The following is a 19,935-nucleotide window of genomic DNA, read 5'->3' as shown; positions in this document are numbered from 1 at the left end:
GCGCACGGATTCCGCGTTCTTCTCGCTTCCACGCAACTTCTTTTCCTAGACTGTCGGTCCGTGGACAACATCGATCACCGGATCCTCGACCTGCTGCGACTGAACGCGCGCTCGGGCTACGGCGACATCGGCGGCGTAGTGGGTCTCTCCGCCTCGGCCGTGAAGCGGCGCGTCGACCGGCTGGTGGCGGACGGCGTGATCCGTGCCTTCACGATCCAGATCGACCCGGCGGTCGAGGGCCAGGGCACGGAGGCGTACGTCGAGCTCTTCTGCCGCGGCACCGTGGCCCCCGCCGAGCTGAAGCGCATCCTGTCGGGCGTCCCCGAGGTGGTGGACGCCGGCACGGTGACCGGGAGCGCGGACGCCATCGTGCACATGCGCAGCCGCGACATCCCGAGCCTCGAGCTCGCGCTGGAGCGGGTCCGCGTCGCGCCGAACGTCGATCACACCCGCAGCGCCATCGTGCTCTCCCGGCTCATCGACCGACGGGCCGACTGAGCCGTGGACATCACGCTCGGCCCCGCGGATGGGGCGCCGGCCTCCGACCGGCTGCGCCGGCGCATCCTCGAGCAGATCCGCTCGGGCGAGCTGCCGCCGACCGCGAAGCTGCCGCCCGTGCGGGCGCTGGCGGAGCGCCTCGGCGTCGCGCCCGGCACAGTCGCCCGGGTCTACCGCGAGCTGGAGCAGGAGGGCGTGCTCGAGACGCGCGGCCGCAACGGCACGGTCGTGGCGGGATCCGAGGATCCGGTCGCGCGGCAGGCCGAGGAGGCGGCGGCGGCGTTCGCCGACCGGGCTCGCGCCCTCGGTCTCGGCACGGACGAGGCGCTGCGGCTGGTCCGCACCGCGATGGGCGGGAACTAGGCCGGGATCGCCGTCTCCGGGAGGACGTCGCCGAGCGGGCTGGGCGCACCGAACCGATGGGCGGTGATCGACACGGCCTGCTCGAGGAGGAAGGGCAGCAGCTCGACCCGTCCCGCGGTGGTCACCTCCCCTGGTACACCGTGAGGTCCGGGTCCCCGCCCGTGCGGCGGGCGAGGTCGCCCGCCGTTCCCCCGCGATCCGCACCCGAGCGGTCGGCCGCTCGGCGGCCACGCGCTGCCCGAACTCCTCGTCGGACTCCAGGCGCAGGTCGATCCCCAGCGCGGCCAGGGTGTCGTGCAGACGCTCCGAGACGGCGACGGCGGAGCTCGCCTCGAGCCGGGCGCCCGAGCGCAGCCCGGCCGCGAGCAGCCGCACCAGCGCGGCGACCGGGGCGCCCTCGGCCAGCCGTACGGTGACCTCCGCGGGCCGGTAGCGGAAGAGGTTCCGCTCGACTCCCAGCGCGGAGACGTCCCGCACCACGCCGAACTCGCCGTCCCAGGCGGCCTGATCGCTGAGCGCACCCGTGCGCACGAACTCGAAGCCCTCGTAGCGCAGGTCGGCCGTGGCGGCGTCGAGAACCGCGGCCACCCTCCGGTCGAGGCCGGTGAGGGCCAGGCCGGCACCGGGGCGAGCCGGCTCCGCGGTGAACGTGCCGAGCGCGAGCAGCTGGTTGGGACCGCCGGCCTTGGTGCCCCCGCCGACGGACGAGCGCTTCCACCCGCCGAACGGCTGGCGCTGGACGATCGCACCCGTGATGCCGCGGTTGACGTAGAGGTTGCCGGCCTCGACGGTGTCGAGCCACTGCCGCACCTCGTCGGGGTCCAGGGAGTGCAGACCCGCAGTGAGACCGAACGGGACGGCGTTCTGGAGCTCGATGGCCTCCTCGAGCGTGGCGGCGGTCATGACGCCGAGGACCGGGCCGAAGTACTCGGTGAGGTGGAAGGCGGAGCCGGGCTGCACGCCGGTGCGGACGCCGGGTGACCAGAGCCGGCCCCCTCGTCGAGCTTGCGCGGCTTGACGAGCCACTCCTCGCCCTCGCCCAGCTCGCTGAGCGCGCCGAGCAGCTTCCCGGCGGCCGGCTCGATCAGCGGACCCATCTGGGTCGCCGGATCCTCCGCCGGTCCCACGCGCAGCGACCGGGTCGCATCCGCCAGCTGGGTCCGGAATCGCCGCGACCGTGCGACGGACCCGACGAGGATCACGAGGCTCGCCGCCGAGCACTTCTGACCGGCGTGCCCGAAGGCGGACCGGACCACGTCGGCAGCGGCGAGGTCGAGATCCGCGCTCGGGGTGACGACGATCGCGTTCTTCCCGCTGGTCTCGGCGAGCAGCGGGAGCTCGGGACGCCAGGACCGGAAGAGCGCGGCAGTCTCCCACGAGCCGGTGAGGAGCACGCGCTCGACCAGCGGATGCTCGATGAGCGCTCGACCGAGCGTCTCCTCGTCGAGGTCCACGAAGGCGAGCAGGGCCTTCGGGACGCCCGCGGCCCACAGCGCCTCGGCGACGATCGCTCCGACGCGGCGCGCCTGCGGGGCGGGCTTGAAGACGACTCCGCTGCCCGCGGCGAGCGCCGCGAGGACCGACCCTGCGGGGATCGACGCGGGGAAGTTCCACGGCGGCGCGACCACGGTGACCTTCGCGGGAACGAAGGACGCGCCGGAGAGGTCGTCGAGCTCGCGCGCCCGGTCGGCGTAGTAGGCGGCGAAGTCGACGGCCTCGCTGACCTCCGGATCGCCCTCGCCCACGGTCTTCCCCGTCTCGGCGGCAGCCACCTCGAGGAGGTCGGCCCGGCGCGCGGCGAGCGCGGCCGCCGCCTTGTCAAGCACCGCCGCGCGCTGCGCGCCCGTCTTGGCCCCCAGGTCGCGCCGGCCTTGGCCACTCGCCGCAGCAGCTGCTCGAGCTGGTCGGTGCTGTCGAGCCGGGCTGCGCGGACGGTGTCCGACCCCAGCTGGGTGGCCACGGCGCGGTCCAGGATCGCGCGGCCCCAGTCGACGTTGCCCGGAAGGGAGGGGTCGGTGTCCGGCTCGTTCGCGAAGGGCGCCCCCGCGCGGGGCAGCGAGCGGTCCGACCGCCGGTCCTGCCGGCGGTTCGGCCGCGGGACACTCCCGTCGACGGCCGCGAGCGAGCGGGAGAACCTGGTGCGCTCACGCTCGAAGAGCGAGGCATCGGACTGCAGGTCGAACGCGGCGGAGAGGAAGTTCTCGTCGCTGGAGTTCTCCTCCAGGCGGCGCACGAGGTACGAGATCGCCACGTCGAACTCGGCCGGGGCGACCACGGGCGTGTAGAGCAGCAGCCCGCCGACGTCCTCCCGCACCGCGGCGGCCTGGCCGCTGGCCATGCCGAGCAGCATCTCGAAGTCGACGCGGTCGGCGACGCCGCGCTCGTTCGCGAGCAGCCACGCGTGCGCCACGTCGAACAGGTTGTGTCCTGCGATGCCGAGGTGCACGGCGTCGGTGCGCCCCGGGGTCAGCGCCCAGTCCAGCACCCGCTTGTAGTTCGCGTCGGTCGCCTCCTTGCTCGGCAGAGTCGCGAGCTCCCAGTCGTGCAGCCGGGCGTCCACCCGCTCCATCAGCAGGTTCGCGCCCTTGACGACGCGCACCTTGATCGGCGCTCCGCCGCGCTCCCTCCGCTGCTGGGACCACCGGTTGAGGCGCTGCATCGCGGACAGCGCGTCGGGCAGGTAGGCCTGCAGGACGATCCCCGCCTCGAGCTCGAGCAGATCGGGGGTGTCCAGCAGGCGCTGGAACACCGCGATGGTCAGCTCGAGGTCCTTGTACTCCTCCATGTCGAGGTTGATGAACTTCCGGGTGCCCGCGCGTGCGGCATAGCGGTACAGCGGCAGGAGGCTGCCCACCACGCGGTCGACCGTCTCGTCGAACCCCCACAGCGACAGCTGGCTCGCGATCGCGGAGACCTTGATCGAGACGTAGTCCACGTCGTCGCGCTCGAGGAGCCGCCGGGTCCCCTGCAGGCGGCGCGCGGCCTCCCCGTCCCCCAGCACGGCCTCGCCGAGCAGGTTGATGTTGAGCCGGGCTCCGGTCGCCCGCAGCGCCGCGATCCTCCTCCCGAGTCGCGCGGGCGTGGCGTCGAGCACCAAGTGGCCGACCATCCGCCGCAGCACGAAGCGGGCCGCGGGAACCACCGGCCAAGGCAGCGCCGGGCCGAGCAGCGCTCCCGCGGCGATCGCGGCGCGCTGGTAGGCGGGCAGGAATCGCGGGACGACCGGCAGGAGCCGGCGCAGATTCCGCGCCGCGACGCGCAGATCCTCGGGCCGGACGACGCCGTCGACGAAGCCCAGCGTGAACGGCAGGCCATGCGGGTCGCGCAGCACGCCGGCGAGCCGGGCTGCGGCCGGGTCCACCGGAGCATCGGCGCTCCGCTCGAGCCAGGTCCGCACGAGGGCGACGGTGCGCTCCTCGAGCGGGTCGGCGGCCCACTCCGTCGGCGGGAGGGTCGCCCGCTCCGCTGCAGGGTCGGGGGACACGTCGGCCATGCAGGAAGGATAGGCGTGCCGAGCGACCGCCGTACCCCGGAGACGCCCGCCGAGACCCCGGGAATGACCCCCAGAAGGGGGTACGGGTACAGAGGTAGACCGGATAGTCTCGGGCTGTGGCGCCGCCGATCCCGCAGGAGGACGTCGCGGCCCTCCGCGACGCCGTGAGCGGCGTGGTCTTCGAGCGAGGCGACGAGGAGCTCGACGACGAGGCGGCCTGCTTCAACACCGCGGTCGTGCACGACCCGGACATCGTGGTGGGTGCGCGGGACACCGACGACGTGGTCGCGGCCGTGCGGTTCGCCGGCCTCCACGCGATGCCGGTGTTCGTCCAGGCGACCGGCCACGGCGCGTTCGCCCCGATCACGAGTGGCCTCCTGATCTCCACGCGACGGATGTCGGGAGTCAGCGTCGACAAGGACACCCGGATCGCCTCCATCGCCGCGGGCACGCGCTGGGGAGACGTGGTCGAGGCGGCTGCGCGGTTCGGGCTGGCCCCGATCACGGGATCCTCCACCAACGTCGGGGCCATCGGCTACACGCTGGGCGGGGGCTCGGACCGCTGTCCCGCACCTACGGGTTCACCGCCGACTGGGCGCGCGGCTTCACCATCGTCACGGCGGACGGGCGCGTGGTGCGGGCGACCGCCGAGGAGAACCCCGACCTCTTCTGGGCTCTGCGGGGCGGCAAGGGGGTCTCGGGGTCGTCGTCGAGATGGACCTCGAGCTCGTCCCGCTCACGCACGTCTACGGGGGCGGGCTGTTCTTCGACACCGCGCACATCGAGGAGGCCATGCGCGCCTGGGTCGACTGGGTGCACACCGTGCCGGACACGGTGACCTCGTCCGTCGCCCTCGTGCGCTTCCCGCCCATCGACGAGGTGCCCGAGGCGCTCCGCGGCAAGTTCGTGCTGCACCTGCGATTCGCCTTCGTGGGCGCCGACGAGGAGGGCGAGCGGCTGCTCGCCCCGATGCGCGAGGCGGCTCCCACCTTCCTCGACCTTGTGGGCGAGATGCCGACCTCGGCGATCGGCTCCATCCACAACGACGCCGACCAGCCGGGGCCGGCATGGGACCGCGGCATGCAGCTCGAGGACATCGACCAGGAGTTCGTGACCGAGTTCCTTGCACGCGCAGGCGCCGGCACGGACGTCCCGTTCATCGCCATCGAGATCCGGCACATCGGCGGGGCGGCGAGCGCGGAGCAGCACGGCGGCACGGCGATCGGCGGACGCCAGGCGCCCTTCACGCTCGTGATGATCGGCGTCCCCGTGCCGGAGCTGTTCGCCGAGGCGATGCCGCAGAAGTCGGACTACATCGTCGCCGGCATCCTGCCCTGGATCGCGAGCGAGACGAACATCAACTTCCTGGGCCACGTCGCGTCCACGCAGCAGTTCGCCAGCGCCTGGCCGAGCGACGCGTTCGACCGCCTCGCGAACACCCGCACCACGTGGGATCCGGACCGGATGTTCGCCTACGGGCCCTGACCTCGCGATCAGTGGCCGCGATGGTCCTGGATGGTGATGCGCGGTCCGAATCGGGGCTTCCGGAAGCCGCTGGCCAGGATGATCCGCACGACCCGCTGACGGTGGCCGCGGTAGGGCTCGAGGAGCTCGAGCATGCCGTCGTCGTCGACCGGCTGCCCTGCGAGGGCCCAGCCGATGAGGTCGTGCAGGTGGAAGTCGCCGACACTCACCTCGTCGGCATCGCCGTGGGCGCGCTGGCTCGTCTCCGCGGCGGTCCAGACCCCGACCCCGTTCACGCTGCGCAGGCGGGAGTGCACCTCGGGTCCGCCGCGCCCCAGGGAGAGCGTGCGCTCGAGCCCGGCGGCCACCCGGGACGCCTCGACGCACGTGCGCGACCGGCGCGGATCGACGCCCGCGCGATGCCATTCCCAGGACGGAATATGCCGCCAGGCGTCCGGCGTCGGGAACACCCGCATGCCGTCGGGCGCCGGTCCCGGCGCCGCCTCCCCGTGGCGCCGGACGAGGATGCGCCACGCCGAGTGGGCCTCCTTGATCGTGACCTTCTGCTCGAGGATCGCGGCGATCAGCATCTCGAACACGAGCCCCACGCGGGCGAGGCGGAGTCCGGGCAGGCGCCGGGCGGCCTCGGCGAGTGCCGGCGCGCCGGAGAGGTCCAGTCCGCTGAGGTCATCCCCCGCGCCGCACAGCTCGGGCACCCCGTCGATCGCCCACCCGGCTCCCGGGCCCCAGGCGCGGGCATGGATGGACCCCGACGAGCTCTGGGCGAGGTGCATCGTCGCGGCCCCCTCGGGTGTGAGGAGCGTGCGCCACGCTCCCGGGACACCGTGCCGTCCCGTCCGATCCCACGCGAAGGTGGGGTCCCCGGGCCCTCGCCCGAGCTGGCTCAGGACGAGGCTCAGATTCACTCGCTCGCGCGGCTCGTAGACGGTCGTGACGGCGACCGCGGGCGGAGTCGGCGCCGCTGTCGCCGTCCCTGTCGCCCCCACCCGGTCATGGTACGTGAGGCGCTGCGACACTAGCGTGAGGAGCAGGCGGAAAGGGGAACCATGTCCTATCGCGCGATCCTCGTGGAGGAGGGCACGCCCCCGCGTGCCCGGGTGACCTCGGTCGAGGGGCCGCGCCTCACGCCGCCCGACCCGGTGCGGATCGAGGTGTCGCACTCCTCCGTCAACTACAAGGACGCCGTCGCCCTGACCGGCGGGCCCGGCATCCTCCGCTCGCTTCCGATGGTCCCCGGCATCGACGCCGTCGGCACGCTCGCGGAGGATTCCGGCACCATGTCCGCGAGCACCCCCGTCCTCGTCAACGGCGCGGGACTCGGCGAGCGCACGGACGGCGGCCTGGCCGAATCGGTGCTCGCCACGGCCGACGCCGTCCTCCCGGTCCCCGACGGCATGTCGGCGCGCGACGCCGCCGCAATCGGCACGGCCGGGTTCACGGCCGCGCTGGCCGCGCTCGCCCTCCAGCGACACGGTGTCGAGCCGGGCGACGGCGAAGTGCTGGTCACCGGCTCGGGCGGAGGCGTCGGCTCGTTCGCGGTGTCGCTGCTCGCGGCGCTCGGCTACTCGGTGGTCGCCTCCACCGGCCGCATCTCCGAGCGCGGCCCTGCCCTCACGGAGCTCGGTGCGACCGAGGTCGTGGACCGGGCGACGCTCGGCACCGCAGGAAGCCGCTGCAGAGCGCACGATGGGCGGCCGTGGTCGACTCGGTGGGCGGCGTCGGCCTCGCCAATGCTCTCGCCCAGACCCGCTACGGCGGAATCGTCGCCTCCTGCGGGCTGGCCGGCAGCTCCGCCCTCCCTGCCACGGTGCTGCCCTTCATCCTCCGCGCGGTGACCCTCGCGGGCGTCAACTCCGTGGACGCGCCCGCCGACCACCGGAGGGCGGCGTGGGACCTCCTCGCCTCGAGCCTTCCGGCGGACGCGATTGCCGCCATCGCGCCGCGCACGGTCTCGCTCCGCGAATCGGTCGCGGTGGCCAAGGAGGTGCTGGCCGGCACGATCCCCGGCCGCGTGGTGGTGGACGTGCGCCAGTCCTGAGCGCCGCGAGGCGCCGGCCCGGCGTCCTGGAGCGAGGCGATCCGCCAGGATGGCGGGGTGAGGGAAATTCCTGGGGTTCGAGCTCCGGATCGCGACACCGGCCGATGAGCGACCCCTCGACGGCCGTGCTCCGTCCGGTGTCCGCGGGCGTCGTCTCGGCTCTGGTCGGCTTCACGAGCGCCTTCGTCGTCGTCCTGACCGGCCTGGCCGGCGTCGGCGCCGATACCGACCAGGCCTCGAGCGGCCTGCTCGCGGTCAGCGTGACGATGGGGCTGTCCTGCATCCTGCTCGCCTGCTGGACGCGCATGCCGATCACGGTCGCGTGGTCGACGCCGGGAGCCGCGCTGCTCGCGAGCACCGGCACGGTCGAGGGCGGCTGGCCCGCCGCCGTCGGCGCCTTCCTGGTGACGGGGGCGCTCATCGTGCTCACCGGACTCGTCCCCCAGCTCGGTGCGCTCATCTCGCGCATCCCCGCCTCGGTCGCGCAGGCGATGCTTGCGGGCGTGCTGTTCCAGCTGTGTCTGGGGCCCATCACCGGCCTCGCGGCGAACCCGCTCGCCGTGGCACCGGTGGTCGTCGTCTGGCTGGTCGCCCTGCGGTTCCTGCCCAGGTGGGCCACTCCCCTCGCCTTCCTGACCGCCGCCGTCGTGATCGGCATCGATGTCGCCGCCTCCGGAGTCGCCGTCGACGCGGCTTCGCTCGTGCCGCGCATCGAGCTGACCGCACCGGCGTTCACGCTGGGGGAGCAATCAGCATCGCGCTGCCGCTCTACCTGGTGACGATGGCGGGACAGAACATCCCCGGGGTCGCCGTCATGAAGGGGCTCGGCTACGAGGTCCCGTGGCAGCGCTCCCTGCTCGTCACCGGCGTCGGGACCATGATCGGCGCGCCGGCAGGCGGGCACGCGATCAACCTCGCCGCCATCAGCGCCGCGCTGGCCGCCGGCCCCGAAGCCGGCGAGGACCGCTCCCGCCGGTGGATCGCGAGCGTCACCGCGGGAAGCGTCCTCGTCCTGCTCGGCATCGCCTCGGCCGCCTTCGGCGCACTGGTGCTCCTGGCCCCCGCCGGCGTCATCCCCGCGGTAGCGGGACTCGCACTGCTCGGCACGCTGGCGGCCTCCTCCAGGCGGCCCTGTCGGATCCCGAGGACCGCATCCCCGCGGTCGTCACCTTCGCGACCGCGGCCTCCGGCATCGCGGTCGCCGGGCTCAGCGCGGCCTTCCTGGCGCTGCTGGCGGGACTGGCCGTCCGCGGCGTGCTCCGGCTCGGGCGCCCGTCGCGCTTCTGAGCGAGCGACGGGCTCGTCAGGCCGGCGCGGTGGCGGCGGCAGCGGCACGCGCCGCGGCCGGCAGGGCGGCCTCGATGCGCTCCAGCGCGGACTCGTCGTGGGCGGCGGTCACGAACCACGCCTCGAAGACCGAGGGCGGAAGGGAGACACCGCCGTCGAGCATCGCGTGGAAGAAAGGCGGATAGCGCCAGGCCTCCTGCGCCTTCACGGCCGCGTAGTCGTTCGGCGCGGGGGCGGCGCCGAACACGACGCTGAACAGGTTGCCCGCCCGCTGGATGCCGTGCGCGACGCCCTCGGCTGCCAGCGCTGAGGAGGCTGCCGAGGCGACGCGCGCGGCGTTGGCGTCGAGGCGCGCGTAGACCTCCGCGTCCGCGAGGCGCAGCGTCGTGAGACCGGCCGCGACGGCGACCGGGTTCCCGGAGAGCGTGCCCGCCTGGTACACGGGACCACGGGGAGCGAGGAGCTCCATCACCTCGGCGCGCCCGCCGAGGGCGGCAAGGGGCATCCCCCGCCGATGACCTTCCCGAAGGTGAACAGATCCGGCTGGTAGCCCAGGTCGCCTGCGTTCTCGAGTCCCCACCACCCGGCCGGGCCGACGCGGAAGCCCGTCAGCACCTCGTCGAGGATCACGAGGGCGCCGTGCTCGTGCGCGATGCGGTGCACGGCCGAGTTGAAGCCGGGCGCGGGCGGAACGACCCCCATGTTCGCGGCCGCGGCCTCGAGGATGACGGCGGCGATCCGGTCGCCGTGCATTCCGAACGCCGCCTCGACCGCCGCCTCGTCGTTGTACGGCAGGACGAGCGTGTTCTCCGCGACGGCGGCCGGCACCCCGGCCGAGCCGGGCAGGGCGAGTGTGGCGAGGCCCGACCCCGCCTCCGCCAGCAGGGCGTCGGAGTGGCCGTGGTAGTGGCCGGCGAACTTCACAAGGAGGTCGCGTCCGGTGGCGCCCCGTGCGAGGCGGATCGCGGTCATCGTAGCCTCGGTGCCGGTGGAGACAAGACGGAGGCGTTGCACCGGCGCGGCGGACGGCGTCCGCACGCGATCGATCACGAGCTCGGCGAGCTCGGTCTCGGCCGGCGTCGATGCGCCGAAGGACAGCCCGCGAGCCGCGGCCTGCTGCACGGCCGCGACGACCTCGGGATGCGCGTGACCGAGGATCGCGGGCCCCCAGGAGGCGACGAGGTCGACGTACTCGGTGCCCTCGCTGTCCGTCACGTAGGGCCCGCTCGCCTCGACCAGGAACCGCGGCGTGCCGCCCACCGAGCCGTAGGCGCGGACCGGCGAGTTCACCCCGCCCGGGATGGAGCGCTGGGCGCGCGCGAAGAGGTCCTCGTTCACCGCTCCTCCGCCAGCCAGCCCGCCACCTCGACGGCCCAGTAGGTGAGCACGGCCTGGGCTCCCGCACGGCGGATGGCCGTGATCGACTCGAGCACCGCCCGGCGACGGTCGATCCACCCGTTCGCTGCGGCGGCCTCGATCATCGCGTACTCGCCGGACACCTGGTATGCCCACACGGGAATGGACGCCGTTGCCGCGACCTCGGCCAGCACGTCCAGGTAGCTGGAGGCCGGCTTCACCATGACGATGTCGGCGCCCTCCGCCTCGTCGAGCGCAGCCTCGCGCGCGCCCTGGCGGCCGTTGGCGGGATCGATCTGGTACGTCCGCCGGTCGCCCTTCAGCTGGGAGTCGACCGCCTCCCGGAATGGCCCGTAGTAGGCGGAGGCGTACTTCCCCGCGTAGGCGAGGATCGGGACGCCCGCGAAGCCGCCGGTGTCGAGCGCGTCCCGCACCGCCTCGACCTGGTGGTCCATCATCCCGGAGAGGCCCAGGAGCTGGGATCCGCTCTCGGCCTGGGCAATCGCCATGGCCCGGTAGCGGACCAGGGTCGCGTCGTTGTCCACCGAGCCGTCCGGCGCCAGCACGCCGCAGTGGCCGTGGTCGGTGAACTCGTCGAGGCAGAGGTCGGTCTGCACGACGAGCGCGTCGCCGACCTCCTGCGCGGCGATCCGCGTCGCCACGTTGAGGATGCCGTCGGGATCGGTCGCCCCGCTGCCGTCGGCGTCGCGCTGCTGCGGGACGCCGAACAGCATCACGCCGCCGACCCCCGCGTCGGCAGCGCCGACCAGTGCCCGGCGGAAGCTGTCCTGCGAGTGCTGGACCACGCCCGGCATGGACGCGATCGGGAGAGCGTCGCCGGCTCCCTCGCGAACGAACATCGGCAGCACGAGCTCGGCCGGGTGCAGGCGCGTCTCCGCCACGAGGCGGCGGAACGCGGGAGTCGCCCGCAGCCTTCTGGGCCGGATGGGATTCATGAGCGCCTCTCGCGGGCGGCGTCGACGACGGACTCGATCAGGGAGGAGGCGCTCCGCTCGGCGGCCACGACGTCGACTCGGAGCCCCGCGGCGCGCGCGTCGGTCGCGGTGCGCGGGCCGATGCAGGCGACGAGCGCGCTCTCCGGCACCGGGCCCAGCTGCAGCTGCACCTGTGCCGCCACGCTGCCCGAGGTGATGAGGATGGCCTGCACGCGGCCCTCGGCCACGTCGGCGCGCAGCGACTCGTCGACGGGCACCCCCACCGTCCGGTAGGCGATCACCGACTCGACCTCGTGCCCCATCGCCCGGAGCCCGTCGGTGAGCACCGGCTTCGCGATGTCGGAGCGCAGCGCGAGGATGCGCTGCGACGTGCCCGCCCGGGTCACGTCGGTCCACTCGCGCAGCAGACCGGCGGCCGAGTTGTCCGCGCTCGGCACGAAGTCGACGCGGTAGCCGGCGGCCGTGAGCGCCGCCGCGGTCGTCTCGCCGACGGCCGCGATCCGCGTGCCCTCGGGCACCACGGCACGGTGCGAGGAGAGGACGTCCACGGTGGTGGCGCTCGTGACGCTCATCCAATCGAAGCCGCCCTCCGCGAGGCGGGCGAGCGCGCGGTCGAGCGCCGGAGCATCCGCGGTCGAGGCGAAGTTGATCATGGGCGCGACGATCGGCGATGCGCCCTGCGCGCGCAGGTCGGCGGCGACCTCGTGGCCCCATGGTCCGCCGCGCGGGACGAGCACGCGCCAGCCGCTCAGCGGCTTGCCGCCGTTGCCCGGCCTCCCCCGTTCATGCTCCGGCTCCCAGCGGGACGAGGTCCGCGGCGCCGGCGGCGAAGAGCTGCTCGACGAGGCGGCGGCCGGCAGTGATCGCGGCGCCCGGGTCGGCGAGCGACTCCTCGGTCCGAGCCCGCACGAGCGCGGAGCCGTCGGGCCGGTAGACGGAGGCCCACACGGTGAGCAGCCCCCGAGGATGCGGCTCGACGCCGCGACCGGCGCGGTGCAGCCGGCGCCGAGGCCGCGCAGGACCTCGCGCTCGGCGGCGACCCCGTCCTCGGCCTCGGCGTCGGCGAGGGCGCGGGCCGCGGTTCCGACCGCAGCGGTGAGCGCGTCTCCGGTGCGCACCTCGAGTGCGAGCGCACCCTGGCCGGGCGCGGTCGGCCACTCCTCGAGCGGCAGGAGCTGCGTCACCGCCGCGGAGCGGCCGAGGCGCTGCAGGCCGGCGGCCGCGAGGACGACGGCGTCGAGCGTCCCGTCCTCCAGGTGCTTCAGGCGCGTGTCCACGTTGCCGCGGATGTCCACGACCTCGAGATCCGGCCGGATCGCCTTCAGCTGCGCGATGCGCCGCGGCGATCCTGTGCCCACGCGGGCGCCGCTCGGCAGCTCGGCCAGGCCGGCACCGCTGCCCGAGCAGAGGACGTCCCGGGCGTCCTCGCGCCGCGGCACGGACACGAGCGTCAGCCCCTCCACCGGAGCGGTGGGCAGATCCTTCAGGGAGTGGACCACGAGGTCGCACCGCCCGTCGAGCAGAGCCGTGCGCAGGGTCCCGGCGAAGATCCCGCGCCCGCCGATCGCCGACAGCGACTCGGTGCGCACGTCCCCTTCGCTCACCAGGGGGACCAGCTCCACGTCGACGCCTGCCGCGCCGCGCAGCCCGGCGGCGACGCCGTTCGCCTGGGCGAGCGCCAGCGCGCTGCCCCGCGTGCCGACGCGAATGGTCATGGAGCCAGCCCGGAGACGGCGGGCTTGAAGCCGAGCCGGACGTTCTCGCAGCAGCCGGGACGGCACACGTCGTACCAGGGTCCGAGGGCAGTCATGGCCGGGCGCTCGGCGGCGGGGGTCCCGTCGCGGCGCTCCAGCACGAGGTCGACGAGGCCCGCCACGTAGCGCTGGTGCACGCCCGGGGTCGGGACGCGCACGGCGAGCAGCCCGTGCTCCTCGCTCGTCTCCATGGCCTCTGTGTCGAGGTCCCACTTGACCTCCATGTGGTCGCTCACGAAGCCGAGCGGCACGATGACGACGGCGCGGATGCCCTCCGCGGCGAGTTCGCGGATGCGGTCGTTGATGTCCGGTTCCAGCCACGGCTGGGTCGGCGGGCCGCTCCGCGACTGGTACACGAGGTCCCAGGGGAGGCCCCTGCCGGATTCGGCCATGACGACCTCGGCCACCGCGAGGTGCTGCGCCGCATAGGCCCCGCCCGCGCCGAAGCCGCGCTCGGGCGGCCCGGAGCGCTTCGCGTCCTCGCTCGGGATGGAGTGCGTGGAGAACAGGACGTGCACCTGGGTCGCGAGATCGATGCCGGGCACCGCCTCCTCGACTCCGGTGAGTCCCTCCCGCAGCCCCTCGATGAAGGGCTCGACGAAGCCGGGGTGGTCGAAGAACTGGCGCACCTTGTCGATCTGCACCGTGCCGGTGAGGCCGGTGTCGTTCAGGGCGCGGGCGAAGTCCTCCCGGTACTGACGGCAGCTGGAGTAGGAGCTGTAGGCGCTCGTGGCGATCGCGATGAGCTTGGTGTGGCCCGACTCGGCGGCGGTGGTGAGGGCCTCGTCGAGGAACGGCGCCCAGTTGCGGTTGCCCCACAGCACGGGCAGGTCGATGCCCCGCCGGGCGAGCTCCGCTTCCAGCGCCGCCTTGAGCTCGCGGTTCTGGTCGTTGATGGGGCTCACGCCCCCGAAGGCCCGGTAGTGGTGGGCGACCTCCTCGAGGCGCTCGTCCGGGATTCCCCGGCCTCGCGTCACGTTGCGGAGGAACGGGATGACGTCGTCCTGGCCCTCGGGTCCGCCGAAGCTCGCGAGCAGGATGGCGTCGTACGCGGTGGGGACCTCGACGTGCTCCGGACCGTCCGCAGCGGCCTCGGTGGCCGCGAGGACCTTCCCGCTCACGAGAGCACCTCGGGGATCTGGGCGACCTCGATGCGCCGGCCGGTGAAGAAGGGCACCTCCTCGCGCACGTGCATGCGCGCGTCGGTGGCGCGGAGGTCGCGCATCATGTCCACGAGATCGACGAGCTCGTCGGACTCCATGGGCAGGATCCACTCGTAGTCGCCGAGCGCGAAGGCCGCGACCGTGTTGGCGACCACCGACTTGTACGCGGCGCCCTTGCGCCCGTGCTCGGCGAGCATGCGACGGCGCTCGTCCTCCGGCAGCACGTACCAGTCGTAGGAGCGGACGAACGGGTACACCGTCAGCCAGTCCCTGGCGTGCTCCCCGCGCAGGAAGCCGGGGACGTGGGCGGCGCTGAACTCGGCGTCGCGGTGCACGCCCAGGGCGTTCCAGGTGGGCAGCAGGGTGGAGAAGAGGGACGTGCGCCGCAGGCGCCGGAGGGCGTTCTGCAGATCCTCGGCCGCGGAGCCGACGAGCCAGACCATCAGGTCGGCGTCGGCCCGCAGGGCGGACACATCGTAGAAGCCGCGCACCGTGACGCCCTCCGCAGAGAGCTCGGCGACGAGGTTCTCGACCTCCTCGGCGCTTCCGGAGACGGAGGCGGAGGAGTTGCGTCGGAGCACGGCCCACAGCGCAAAAGCGGTGGACGTCATGATCTCCATTGTTCACCCGTCGGTTGACGGGCAGAAATTGAGCGCCGCTCAGCGGCGCACGAGCCTCCAGGCGACGAGACCGCCGGCGGCGAGCACCACGGCCCCCGCCGTCGCGTACACGACGACCGGGTTCTCCTTGTTGAGCTTGTCGAAGGCGTCACGGGCGCGGTCCACCAGGTGGCGGGCCTGCTTGGGGACGTTGAGCTTGTCCTCGATGGCATCGAGCGTCTGCGCGAGCTTCTCCCGCGTCGACTCGATGTCGGAGCGGATCTCCCCAGCTCGCGTTCCTTGTGGCTCAGGTTCGAGTCGTCAGCGGTCATACTTCCCCATTCCCTTGATAGCCCGTACGTCGTCCTTCACGCTCTTCAGCGACTCCTCGGGAGTCGGGGGAACGCCCTTCTTGACCTCGCGCAGCCCCAGCAGCGCCAGCACCGCGGCGAGAATCAGCAGCACCACGAGGACGATCAGGGCCGCGGCCCACGCCGGCAGCCAGATCGCGAGCACGAGGATCGCCACGGTCAGGAACACCGCGAAGGCGAAGAAGCCGAAGAACGCGGCCCCCGCGAACAGACCGGCGCCCAGGCCGAGCTTCTTGGCCTTCTCGCCCAGCTCCTGCTTGATCTGGGCGATCTCGTCCTGGACCAGCTGACTAAGCAGGCCGGGGACGTCGCCGATCAGCTGGATCAGCGACTTCTTCTTGCCGTCCACGCGCTGGCGGTCACCGCGCGGGGAGACCGGCACGCTCCCCGAGGTCACTCGGCGGGCGGCTGTTCGCCGGCCGTCGGCGACGAGGTTCCGGACGACTTCGAGCCGCGCTTCGTGACCTGGCCGACGACCTTCTTCGCGCTCTCCGCGACAGCCGCGGGGACGTCGGAGGCGTGGTCGTCGACGAAGGTCTGAACCTGCCCGACGCTCTTCTGCACAGTGGGGCTGTTCCAGAGCTTCTCAGCGCCGGCCCGGATCTGCTCGTAGCGCTTGCGGCCCGCCTGGGCCCCGAGCACGTAGCCGACCGCTGCTCCAGCAACGAAAACCAACTTGCCCTTCATGACGCTCCGATCGGGTAGGGAGAAACAGGTCCCCCCAGCGTAGCCGGAACACCCGAAGGGCCGGTGGGGAGGTTGACAGGAGCCGGATCAGGCCGCTCGACCCGCACGCTCGGCGTCGGCGATGACCGACGCGAGACCCGTCCCGGCCACCCACGCGCCGGTCACGTCGAGGCCAGGGAGCTCCGCCGCGGACTCGCGCACGCGCTCGATCCGGCGACGCATGCCGATAAGGGCACGCTGGCTCTCCTGCCGCCACTGCGTCGCGGTCGAGCCGACGACCGAGAGGTCCGCCGCCGCCACTCCCAGCAGCTGCGCGGCATCCGCGAGCGCCTGCGCCTCCCCGACGTCGTCGGCGGCGGCGCCGCGATAGCTCAGCCGGACGGCGTGCCGACTCGGAGGCAGCATCGCCGCGAGCCACGGCCACTTGGCGGAGCTGTGCGTCAGCGCACCCGCGCGGACGCCGGGGACGTTGCGAGCGACGAGGACGCCGGAGCCGCGGGGTGCTGCGTCGAGGAGCGGCGCGTCCACCACCAGCGAGACGACCGTCGTCCGATGAGCGTCCGGCCAGTCTGCGAGGTCGTCCGCCGCACGGGGAAGCAGGGGAGCGAGCAGCGCGCGGGCCGTTCCGCCAGCCACAGCGAGGACAACGCGGTCCGCCGTGAGCGTCTCGCCGGCCAGCGCGACCTCCCAGCCCGACTCGATGCGCCGCAGGGTCTCGGCCGGCGTCCGCATCCGAACCGGGACGCCGAATCGGGCGAGGTCCCGCTCGAGCGCCGGCACGAGGAGGTGCATGCCGCCCTCGATGCCCTGCACCGCGGAGCCCGCGGGCGCCGCCGCCCGCAGGGCGAGCACCGCGGCGGACAGGGACCCGGTGCGCGTGAGGGCGCCGTTCAAGCCCGGTGCGAGGGAGTCCACCTCCGCCTCCATGGGGTCCACCGCGTAGACGTTCGCGACGACCGGGGTCACCAGCTCGTCGAGCACCGCCTGACCCATCCGGCGGCGGACGAGCTCGCCGAGGTTCTCCACGCGGCCGATCGAGAGCTCGGGCAGCACCCGGTCCAGCCAGGCGCGCAGCGACGCTCTTCCCCCGATCACCCTGCGCACGTCGTCTGCGAGCGGTGATCCCGGAATCCCCAGCACGCCGGCGGCGGGGAGCGGGAAGGCGCCGCGCGTCGTCTGCAGCCAGGCGCCCGACGCGGCCGGCGGCACGACCGGCAGGTCGAGCGCGCGCAGCAGAGCCAGGGCGGCTCCGCCGCGTGCCGCCACGCTCTCGGCGCCGGTGTCGAGCCGCACGCCGCCGACGTCGGCGCCGGCGACCGCACCGCCGAGGCGGTCGGAGGCCTCGATCAGCGTGACGTCGGCTCCCGCGAGCACCGCGGTGCGAGCGGCGACCAGGCCGGCGATCCCCCGCCGACGACGAGGACACTCGTCACGGGCGGGGCAGCGAGTGCACGAGCTCGACGAGGCGTGTCAGGACCTCGGGGTCGGTGTCGGCGGGCACGCCGTGGCCGAGGTTCAGCACGTGGGCGGGCGCCGCGCGACCCCGCCGGACGACGTCGAGGACGTGTGCTTCGAGCACGGGCCACGGCGCCCCGAGGAGAGCGGGATCGATGTTCCCCTGCAGGGGGACCCGCCCCACGCGCCGGGCGGCCTCGTCGAGGGGGATGCGCCAGTCGACGCCGACGACGTCTGCGCCCGCGGCCAGCAGGTCGGGGAGGATCTCCCCGGTGCCGACTCCGAAATGCACGAGTGGGGCGCCGAGGTCGCGGACGTCGTCGAAGACGCGTGCCGATGCCCACGCGACGGAGTCGACGTAGTCGGTGCGGGACAGGGAACCGGCCCAGGAGTCGAAGAGCTGCCCTGCGCTCGCGCCTGCGAGCAGCTGAGCCCGGAGGAAGGCGCCCGACACGTCCGCGGCCCACTCGAGCAGATCGTGCCAGGCGTCCGGGTCGGCGTGCATGAGCGTGCGCGCCTGGATGTGGTCCTTCGACGGCCCACCCTCGACCAGGTAGGCGGCCAGTGTGAACGGCGCCCCGGCGAACCCGATGAGGGGCGTCGAGCCGAGCTCCGCGACGGTGATGGCCACAGCGTCCCGGATGGGCTGGAGCGCATCCGGCGCGAGGCTCAGCTCGCGGAGGCGCGCCACATCGGTCGCCGAGCGGACGGGTGCGTCGAGCACCGGGCCGCGGCCCGCGACGATGTCCACGCCGACCCCCGCCAGCCGCAGCGGGATGACGATGTCGCTGAAGAAGATGCCCGCGTCCACGCGGTGGCGGCGGACCGGCTGGAGGGTGATCTCACTCGCGAGCTCCGGACGGAGGCACGACTCCAGCATCGGCACGCCCGCCCGCGCGGCCCGGTACTCGGGGAGCGAGCGACCGGCCTGGCGCATGAACCAGACGGGCGGCGTGGGCTGCGCCTCCCCCGGTAGGCGCGGATGAGAGGAGCGGAGGAGGTGCGTCCGTCGAGGAGGGGGTGGCTGTCGGGCAGAGTCACGCGACCAGTGTTCCACGACGGAAACGCCGCTCGATCCGCACCCGGGGAGTGCACGATCAAGCATTCAGGCGAGCCCGCCTAGACTTTGCCGGTGCTTCTGTGTCTGTCCGCGAGCCATCGCACCGCGGCGTTCGACCTCCTGGAGCGCCTGTCGGTGAGCGCCTCCGACCTCGGCACGGCACTCGTCGGCAGCGGGGACGCACTCGAGGGCGCCGTCGTGCTCGCCACGTGCAACCGCTTCGAGGCCTACCTCGACGTCAGCGCTCCCTCCGCCGCGCGTGCTCGCACCGGCGAGGATGCTCTGGCCACGGTCGCCGCGCTCACCGGCGTGGACCGCGAAGAGCTGACCGCGGCGGTGGCGGTGCACTCGGGACCGGCCGTGGCCGAGCACCTCTTCGCCGTGTCCAGCGGGCTCGAGTCGGTCGTCGTCGGCGAGGGCGAGATCTCCGGTCAGGTGCGGCGCGCGCTCGAATCCGCTCGGGCCCACCGCACCACCACCCCCTCGCTCGAGCGGCTGTTCCAGCGCGCCTCCTCCGCATCCCGGGATGTGCAGAACCGCACCGGACTCGGCGGCGCCGGCCGGTCCCTCGTCCGGCTGGCGCTGGACCTCGCCTCGTCCCGCATCGCGGACTGGCGGACGCAAGACGTGCTCCTCGTCGGCACCGGGGCCTACGCGGGCGCGAGCCTCGCCGCCCTGCGCGACCGCGGCGTGACCGAGGTGGGGGTCTTCTCCCCGTCGGGACGAGCCGCCCGGTTTGCGACCCGGGAGGGCGTGCGGCCCGTCGAAGCGGGCGGGCTGCCCGCTGCGCTCGACGCCGCGACCGTGGTGGTCACCTGCAGCGGCGCAGGGTCCTACGTGCTCACTCCGGAGCTCGTCTCCGCCCGGGCCGCGACCGGTCCGCTGTTCATCGTCGACCTCGGGCTGCCCCGCAACGTCGACCCTCGCGTGGGCGACCTGCCGGGCGTCGAGCTGCTCGACCTCGAGACGATCCGGCTGCACGCCCCGCTGTCCGAGCTCAACGCGCCGGACGATGCCCGCGATCTGGTCGGCCGCGCCGCCGCCGCCTTCACCGCCGAGAGCAGCGAGCACCAGGTGACCTCCGCCGTCGTCGCCTACCGGACGCACGTGTTCGGCGTGCTGGAGGCAGAGCTCGACCGCCTCCGCAAGCGAGGGGACGCGGACGAGGCCACCGAGCGCGCGCTGCGGCACCTCGTCAGCGTGCTCGTGCACGAGCCGACGCAGCGCGCGAAGGAGCTCGCCCGCCTCGGCCAGGGGGAGCGCGCCATCGACGCATTCAACACGCTCTTCGACCTCGGGACCTCGCTCGACGAGGACGAGCGCGGAGGCTCCGCAGCGCCCGCCGCCGGCTGACCCCTCGACCTGCCCAG

Annotated in this window: 16 protein-coding genes and 6 pseudogenes; 9 read left to right on the top strand and 13 right to left on the bottom strand. The window is 73.6% G+C overall.

Translation table 11 applies throughout. The features are described from left to right. Positions 1 to 60 precede the first annotated feature (60 nt). Together QUE51_RS06535 and QUE51_RS06530 are read left to right on the top strand one after the other, a co-directional pair. Complete coding sequence (locus tag QUE51_RS06535; protein ID WP_286278760.1) at positions 61 to 498, top strand: Lrp/AsnC family transcriptional regulator; 438 nt, start codon at positions 61 to 63, stop codon at positions 496 to 498. Between the two features lie 3 nt (positions 499 to 501). After that, positions 502 to 861, top strand: coding sequence for a GntR family transcriptional regulator (locus QUE51_RS06530; protein ID WP_286278759.1), 360 nt, complete (start codon positions 502 to 504; stop codon positions 859 to 861). On the opposite strand, the pseudogene QUE51_RS06525 reads toward QUE51_RS06530, so the two are convergent. After that, positions 858 to 4,354, bottom strand: a pseudogene (locus tag QUE51_RS06525) (proline dehydrogenase family protein). The gene QUE51_RS06530 and the pseudogene QUE51_RS06525 overlap by 4 nt on opposite strands. A 116-nt stretch (positions 4,355 to 4,470) precedes the next feature. On the opposite strand from QUE51_RS06525, the pseudogene QUE51_RS17865 reads away from it, so the two are divergent. Further along, a pseudogene (locus tag QUE51_RS17865) lies at positions 4,471 to 4,851 on the top strand (FAD-binding oxidoreductase); the annotation flags it as partial. 217 nt (positions 4,852 to 5,068) lie between these two features. Next, positions 5,069 to 5,839 carry a hypothetical protein gene (locus tag QUE51_RS06515; RefSeq protein ID WP_286278758.1) on the top strand — a complete coding sequence of 257 codons (771 nt, stop codon included), beginning with the start codon at positions 5,069 to 5,071 and terminating at the stop codon, positions 5,837 to 5,839. A gap of 8 nt (positions 5,840 to 5,847) precedes the next feature. Here QUE51_RS06515 and QUE51_RS06510 read toward each other — a convergent pair whose 3' ends face one another. Then, positions 5,848 to 6,825: a DNA-3-methyladenine glycosylase family protein gene (locus tag QUE51_RS06510; RefSeq protein WP_286278757.1), complete on the bottom strand. Its 978-nt coding sequence runs from the start codon at positions 6,823 to 6,825 to the stop codon at positions 5,848 to 5,850. Between the two features lie 60 nt (positions 6,826 to 6,885). On the opposite strand from QUE51_RS06510, the gene QUE51_RS06505 reads away from it, so the two are divergent. From QUE51_RS06505 to QUE51_RS17855, 4 genes and pseudogenes are all read left to right on the top strand, one after another. After that, a complete protein-coding gene (locus QUE51_RS06505) occupies positions 6,886 to 7,674 on the top strand; it encodes an alcohol dehydrogenase catalytic domain-containing protein (protein ID WP_286278756.1) in 789 nt (262 codons plus the stop codon). Next, on the top strand, positions 7,647 to 7,877 hold the full coding sequence (locus tag QUE51_RS06500) for an MDR/zinc-dependent alcohol dehydrogenase-like family protein (protein WP_286278755.1): 231 nt from the start codon (positions 7,647 to 7,649) through the stop codon (positions 7,875 to 7,877). The genes QUE51_RS06505 and QUE51_RS06500 overlap by 28 nt, the downstream gene beginning before the upstream one ends. 104 nt (positions 7,878 to 7,981) lie before the next feature. After that, a complete protein-coding gene (locus tag QUE51_RS17860; RefSeq protein ID WP_350226726.1) occupies positions 7,982 to 8,656 on the top strand; it encodes a benzoate/H(+) symporter BenE family transporter in 675 nt (224 codons plus the stop codon). Between the two features lie 2 nt (positions 8,657 to 8,658). Continuing rightward, positions 8,659 to 9,164: pseudogene (locus tag QUE51_RS17855) on the top strand (benzoate/H(+) symporter BenE family transporter). A 16-nt stretch (positions 9,165 to 9,180) separates the two neighbouring features. Here the strand turns inward: QUE51_RS17855 and hemL are convergent. The 11 genes and pseudogenes from hemL to hemE all read right to left on the bottom strand — a co-directional run bounded on the left by hemL (position 9,181) and on the right by hemE (position 18,546). Then, positions 9,181 to 10,520 (bottom strand): annotated as a pseudogene (hemL, locus tag QUE51_RS06490) (glutamate-1-semialdehyde 2,1-aminomutase). After that, positions 10,499 to 11,476: a porphobilinogen synthase gene (gene hemB / locus QUE51_RS06485; protein ID WP_286278754.1), complete on the bottom strand. Its 978-nt coding sequence runs from the start codon at positions 11,474 to 11,476 to the stop codon at positions 10,499 to 10,501. Before hemB ends, hemL begins: the two are co-directional and overlap by 22 nt. Then, positions 11,473 to 12,228 (bottom strand): uroporphyrinogen-III synthase, encoded by a 756-nt coding sequence (locus QUE51_RS06480; RefSeq protein WP_286279287.1) that lies wholly within the window; start codon positions 12,226 to 12,228, stop codon positions 11,473 to 11,475. Before QUE51_RS06480 ends, hemB begins: the two co-directional genes overlap by 4 nt. A gap of 273 nt (positions 12,229 to 12,501) precedes the next feature. Beyond that, positions 12,502 to 13,191, bottom strand: a pseudogene (gene hemC / locus QUE51_RS06475) (hydroxymethylbilane synthase); the annotation flags it as partial. Then, positions 13,188 to 14,351: a ferrochelatase gene (locus tag QUE51_RS06470; RefSeq protein ID WP_286278753.1), complete on the bottom strand. Its 1,164-nt coding sequence runs from the start codon at positions 14,349 to 14,351 to the stop codon at positions 13,188 to 13,190. The pseudogene hemC and the gene QUE51_RS06470, both read right to left, overlap by 4 nt. Further along, the gene (gene hemQ, locus QUE51_RS06465; RefSeq protein WP_286278752.1) at positions 14,348 to 15,004 is read right to left on the bottom strand and encodes a hydrogen peroxide-dependent heme synthase; all 657 of its coding nucleotides are present in this window, start codon (positions 15,002 to 15,004) and stop codon (positions 14,348 to 14,350) included. Before hemQ ends, QUE51_RS06470 begins: the two co-directional genes overlap by 4 nt. A gap of 48 nt (positions 15,005 to 15,052) precedes the next feature. Beyond that, complete coding sequence (locus tag QUE51_RS06460) at positions 15,053 to 15,274, bottom strand: DUF3618 domain-containing protein (RefSeq protein ID WP_286279285.1); 222 nt, start codon at positions 15,272 to 15,274, stop codon at positions 15,053 to 15,055. A gap of 39 nt (positions 15,275 to 15,313) precedes the next feature. Next, complete coding sequence (locus QUE51_RS06455; protein ID WP_286278751.1) at positions 15,314 to 15,760, bottom strand: phage holin family protein; 447 nt, start codon at positions 15,758 to 15,760, stop codon at positions 15,314 to 15,316. Then, complete coding sequence (locus tag QUE51_RS06450; RefSeq protein WP_286278750.1) at positions 15,757 to 16,050, bottom strand: YtxH domain-containing protein; 294 nt, start codon at positions 16,048 to 16,050, stop codon at positions 15,757 to 15,759. The genes QUE51_RS06455 and QUE51_RS06450 overlap by 4 nt, the downstream gene beginning before the upstream one ends. A gap of 87 nt (positions 16,051 to 16,137) precedes the next feature. Next, positions 16,138 to 17,445: a protoporphyrinogen/coproporphyrinogen oxidase gene (locus QUE51_RS06445; RefSeq protein ID WP_434017261.1), complete on the bottom strand. Its 1,308-nt coding sequence runs from the start codon at positions 17,443 to 17,445 to the stop codon at positions 16,138 to 16,140. Between the two features lie 34 nt (positions 17,446 to 17,479). Then, positions 17,480 to 18,546: pseudogene (gene hemE, locus QUE51_RS06440) on the bottom strand (uroporphyrinogen decarboxylase). Between the two features lie 91 nt (positions 18,547 to 18,637). Between hemE and QUE51_RS06435 the strand changes: the two are divergent. Continuing rightward, complete coding sequence (locus QUE51_RS06435) at positions 18,638 to 19,918, top strand: glutamyl-tRNA reductase (RefSeq protein WP_286278748.1); 1,281 nt, start codon at positions 18,638 to 18,640, stop codon at positions 19,916 to 19,918. The last annotated feature ends 17 nt before the right edge of the window (positions 19,919 to 19,935 follow it).

Origin of the sequence: Naasia aerilata, assembly GCF_030296595.1 — a bacterium.
Lineage (GTDB): Bacteria > Actinomycetota > Actinomycetes > Actinomycetales > Microbacteriaceae > Naasia > Naasia aerilata.
This window is presented reverse-complemented; position numbering and strand designations above follow the sequence as displayed.

Bases quoted from the DNA above. Each gene is read 5' to 3' on its own strand.
- QUE51_RS06450 (WP_286278750.1), bottom strand. From the start codon at position 16,050: ATGAAGGGCAAGTTGGTTTTCGTTGCTGGAGCAGCGGTCGGCTACGTG.
- hemB (WP_286278754.1), bottom strand. From the start codon at position 11,476: ATGAATCCCATCCGGCCCAGAAGGCTGCGGGCGACTCCCGCGTTCCGC.
- QUE51_RS06505 (WP_286278756.1), top strand. From the start codon at position 6,886: ATGTCCTATCGCGCGATCCTCGTGGAGGAGGGCACGCCCCCGCGTGCC.
- hemQ (WP_286278752.1), bottom strand. From the start codon at position 15,004: ATGACGTCCACCGCTTTTGCGCTGTGGGCCGTGCTCCGACGCAACTCC.
- QUE51_RS17860 (WP_350226726.1), top strand. From the start codon at position 7,982: ATGAGCGACCCCTCGACGGCCGTGCTCCGTCCGGTGTCCGCGGGCGTC.
- QUE51_RS06515 (WP_286278758.1), top strand. From the start codon at position 5,069: ATGGACCTCGAGCTCGTCCCGCTCACGCACGTCTACGGGGGCGGGCTG.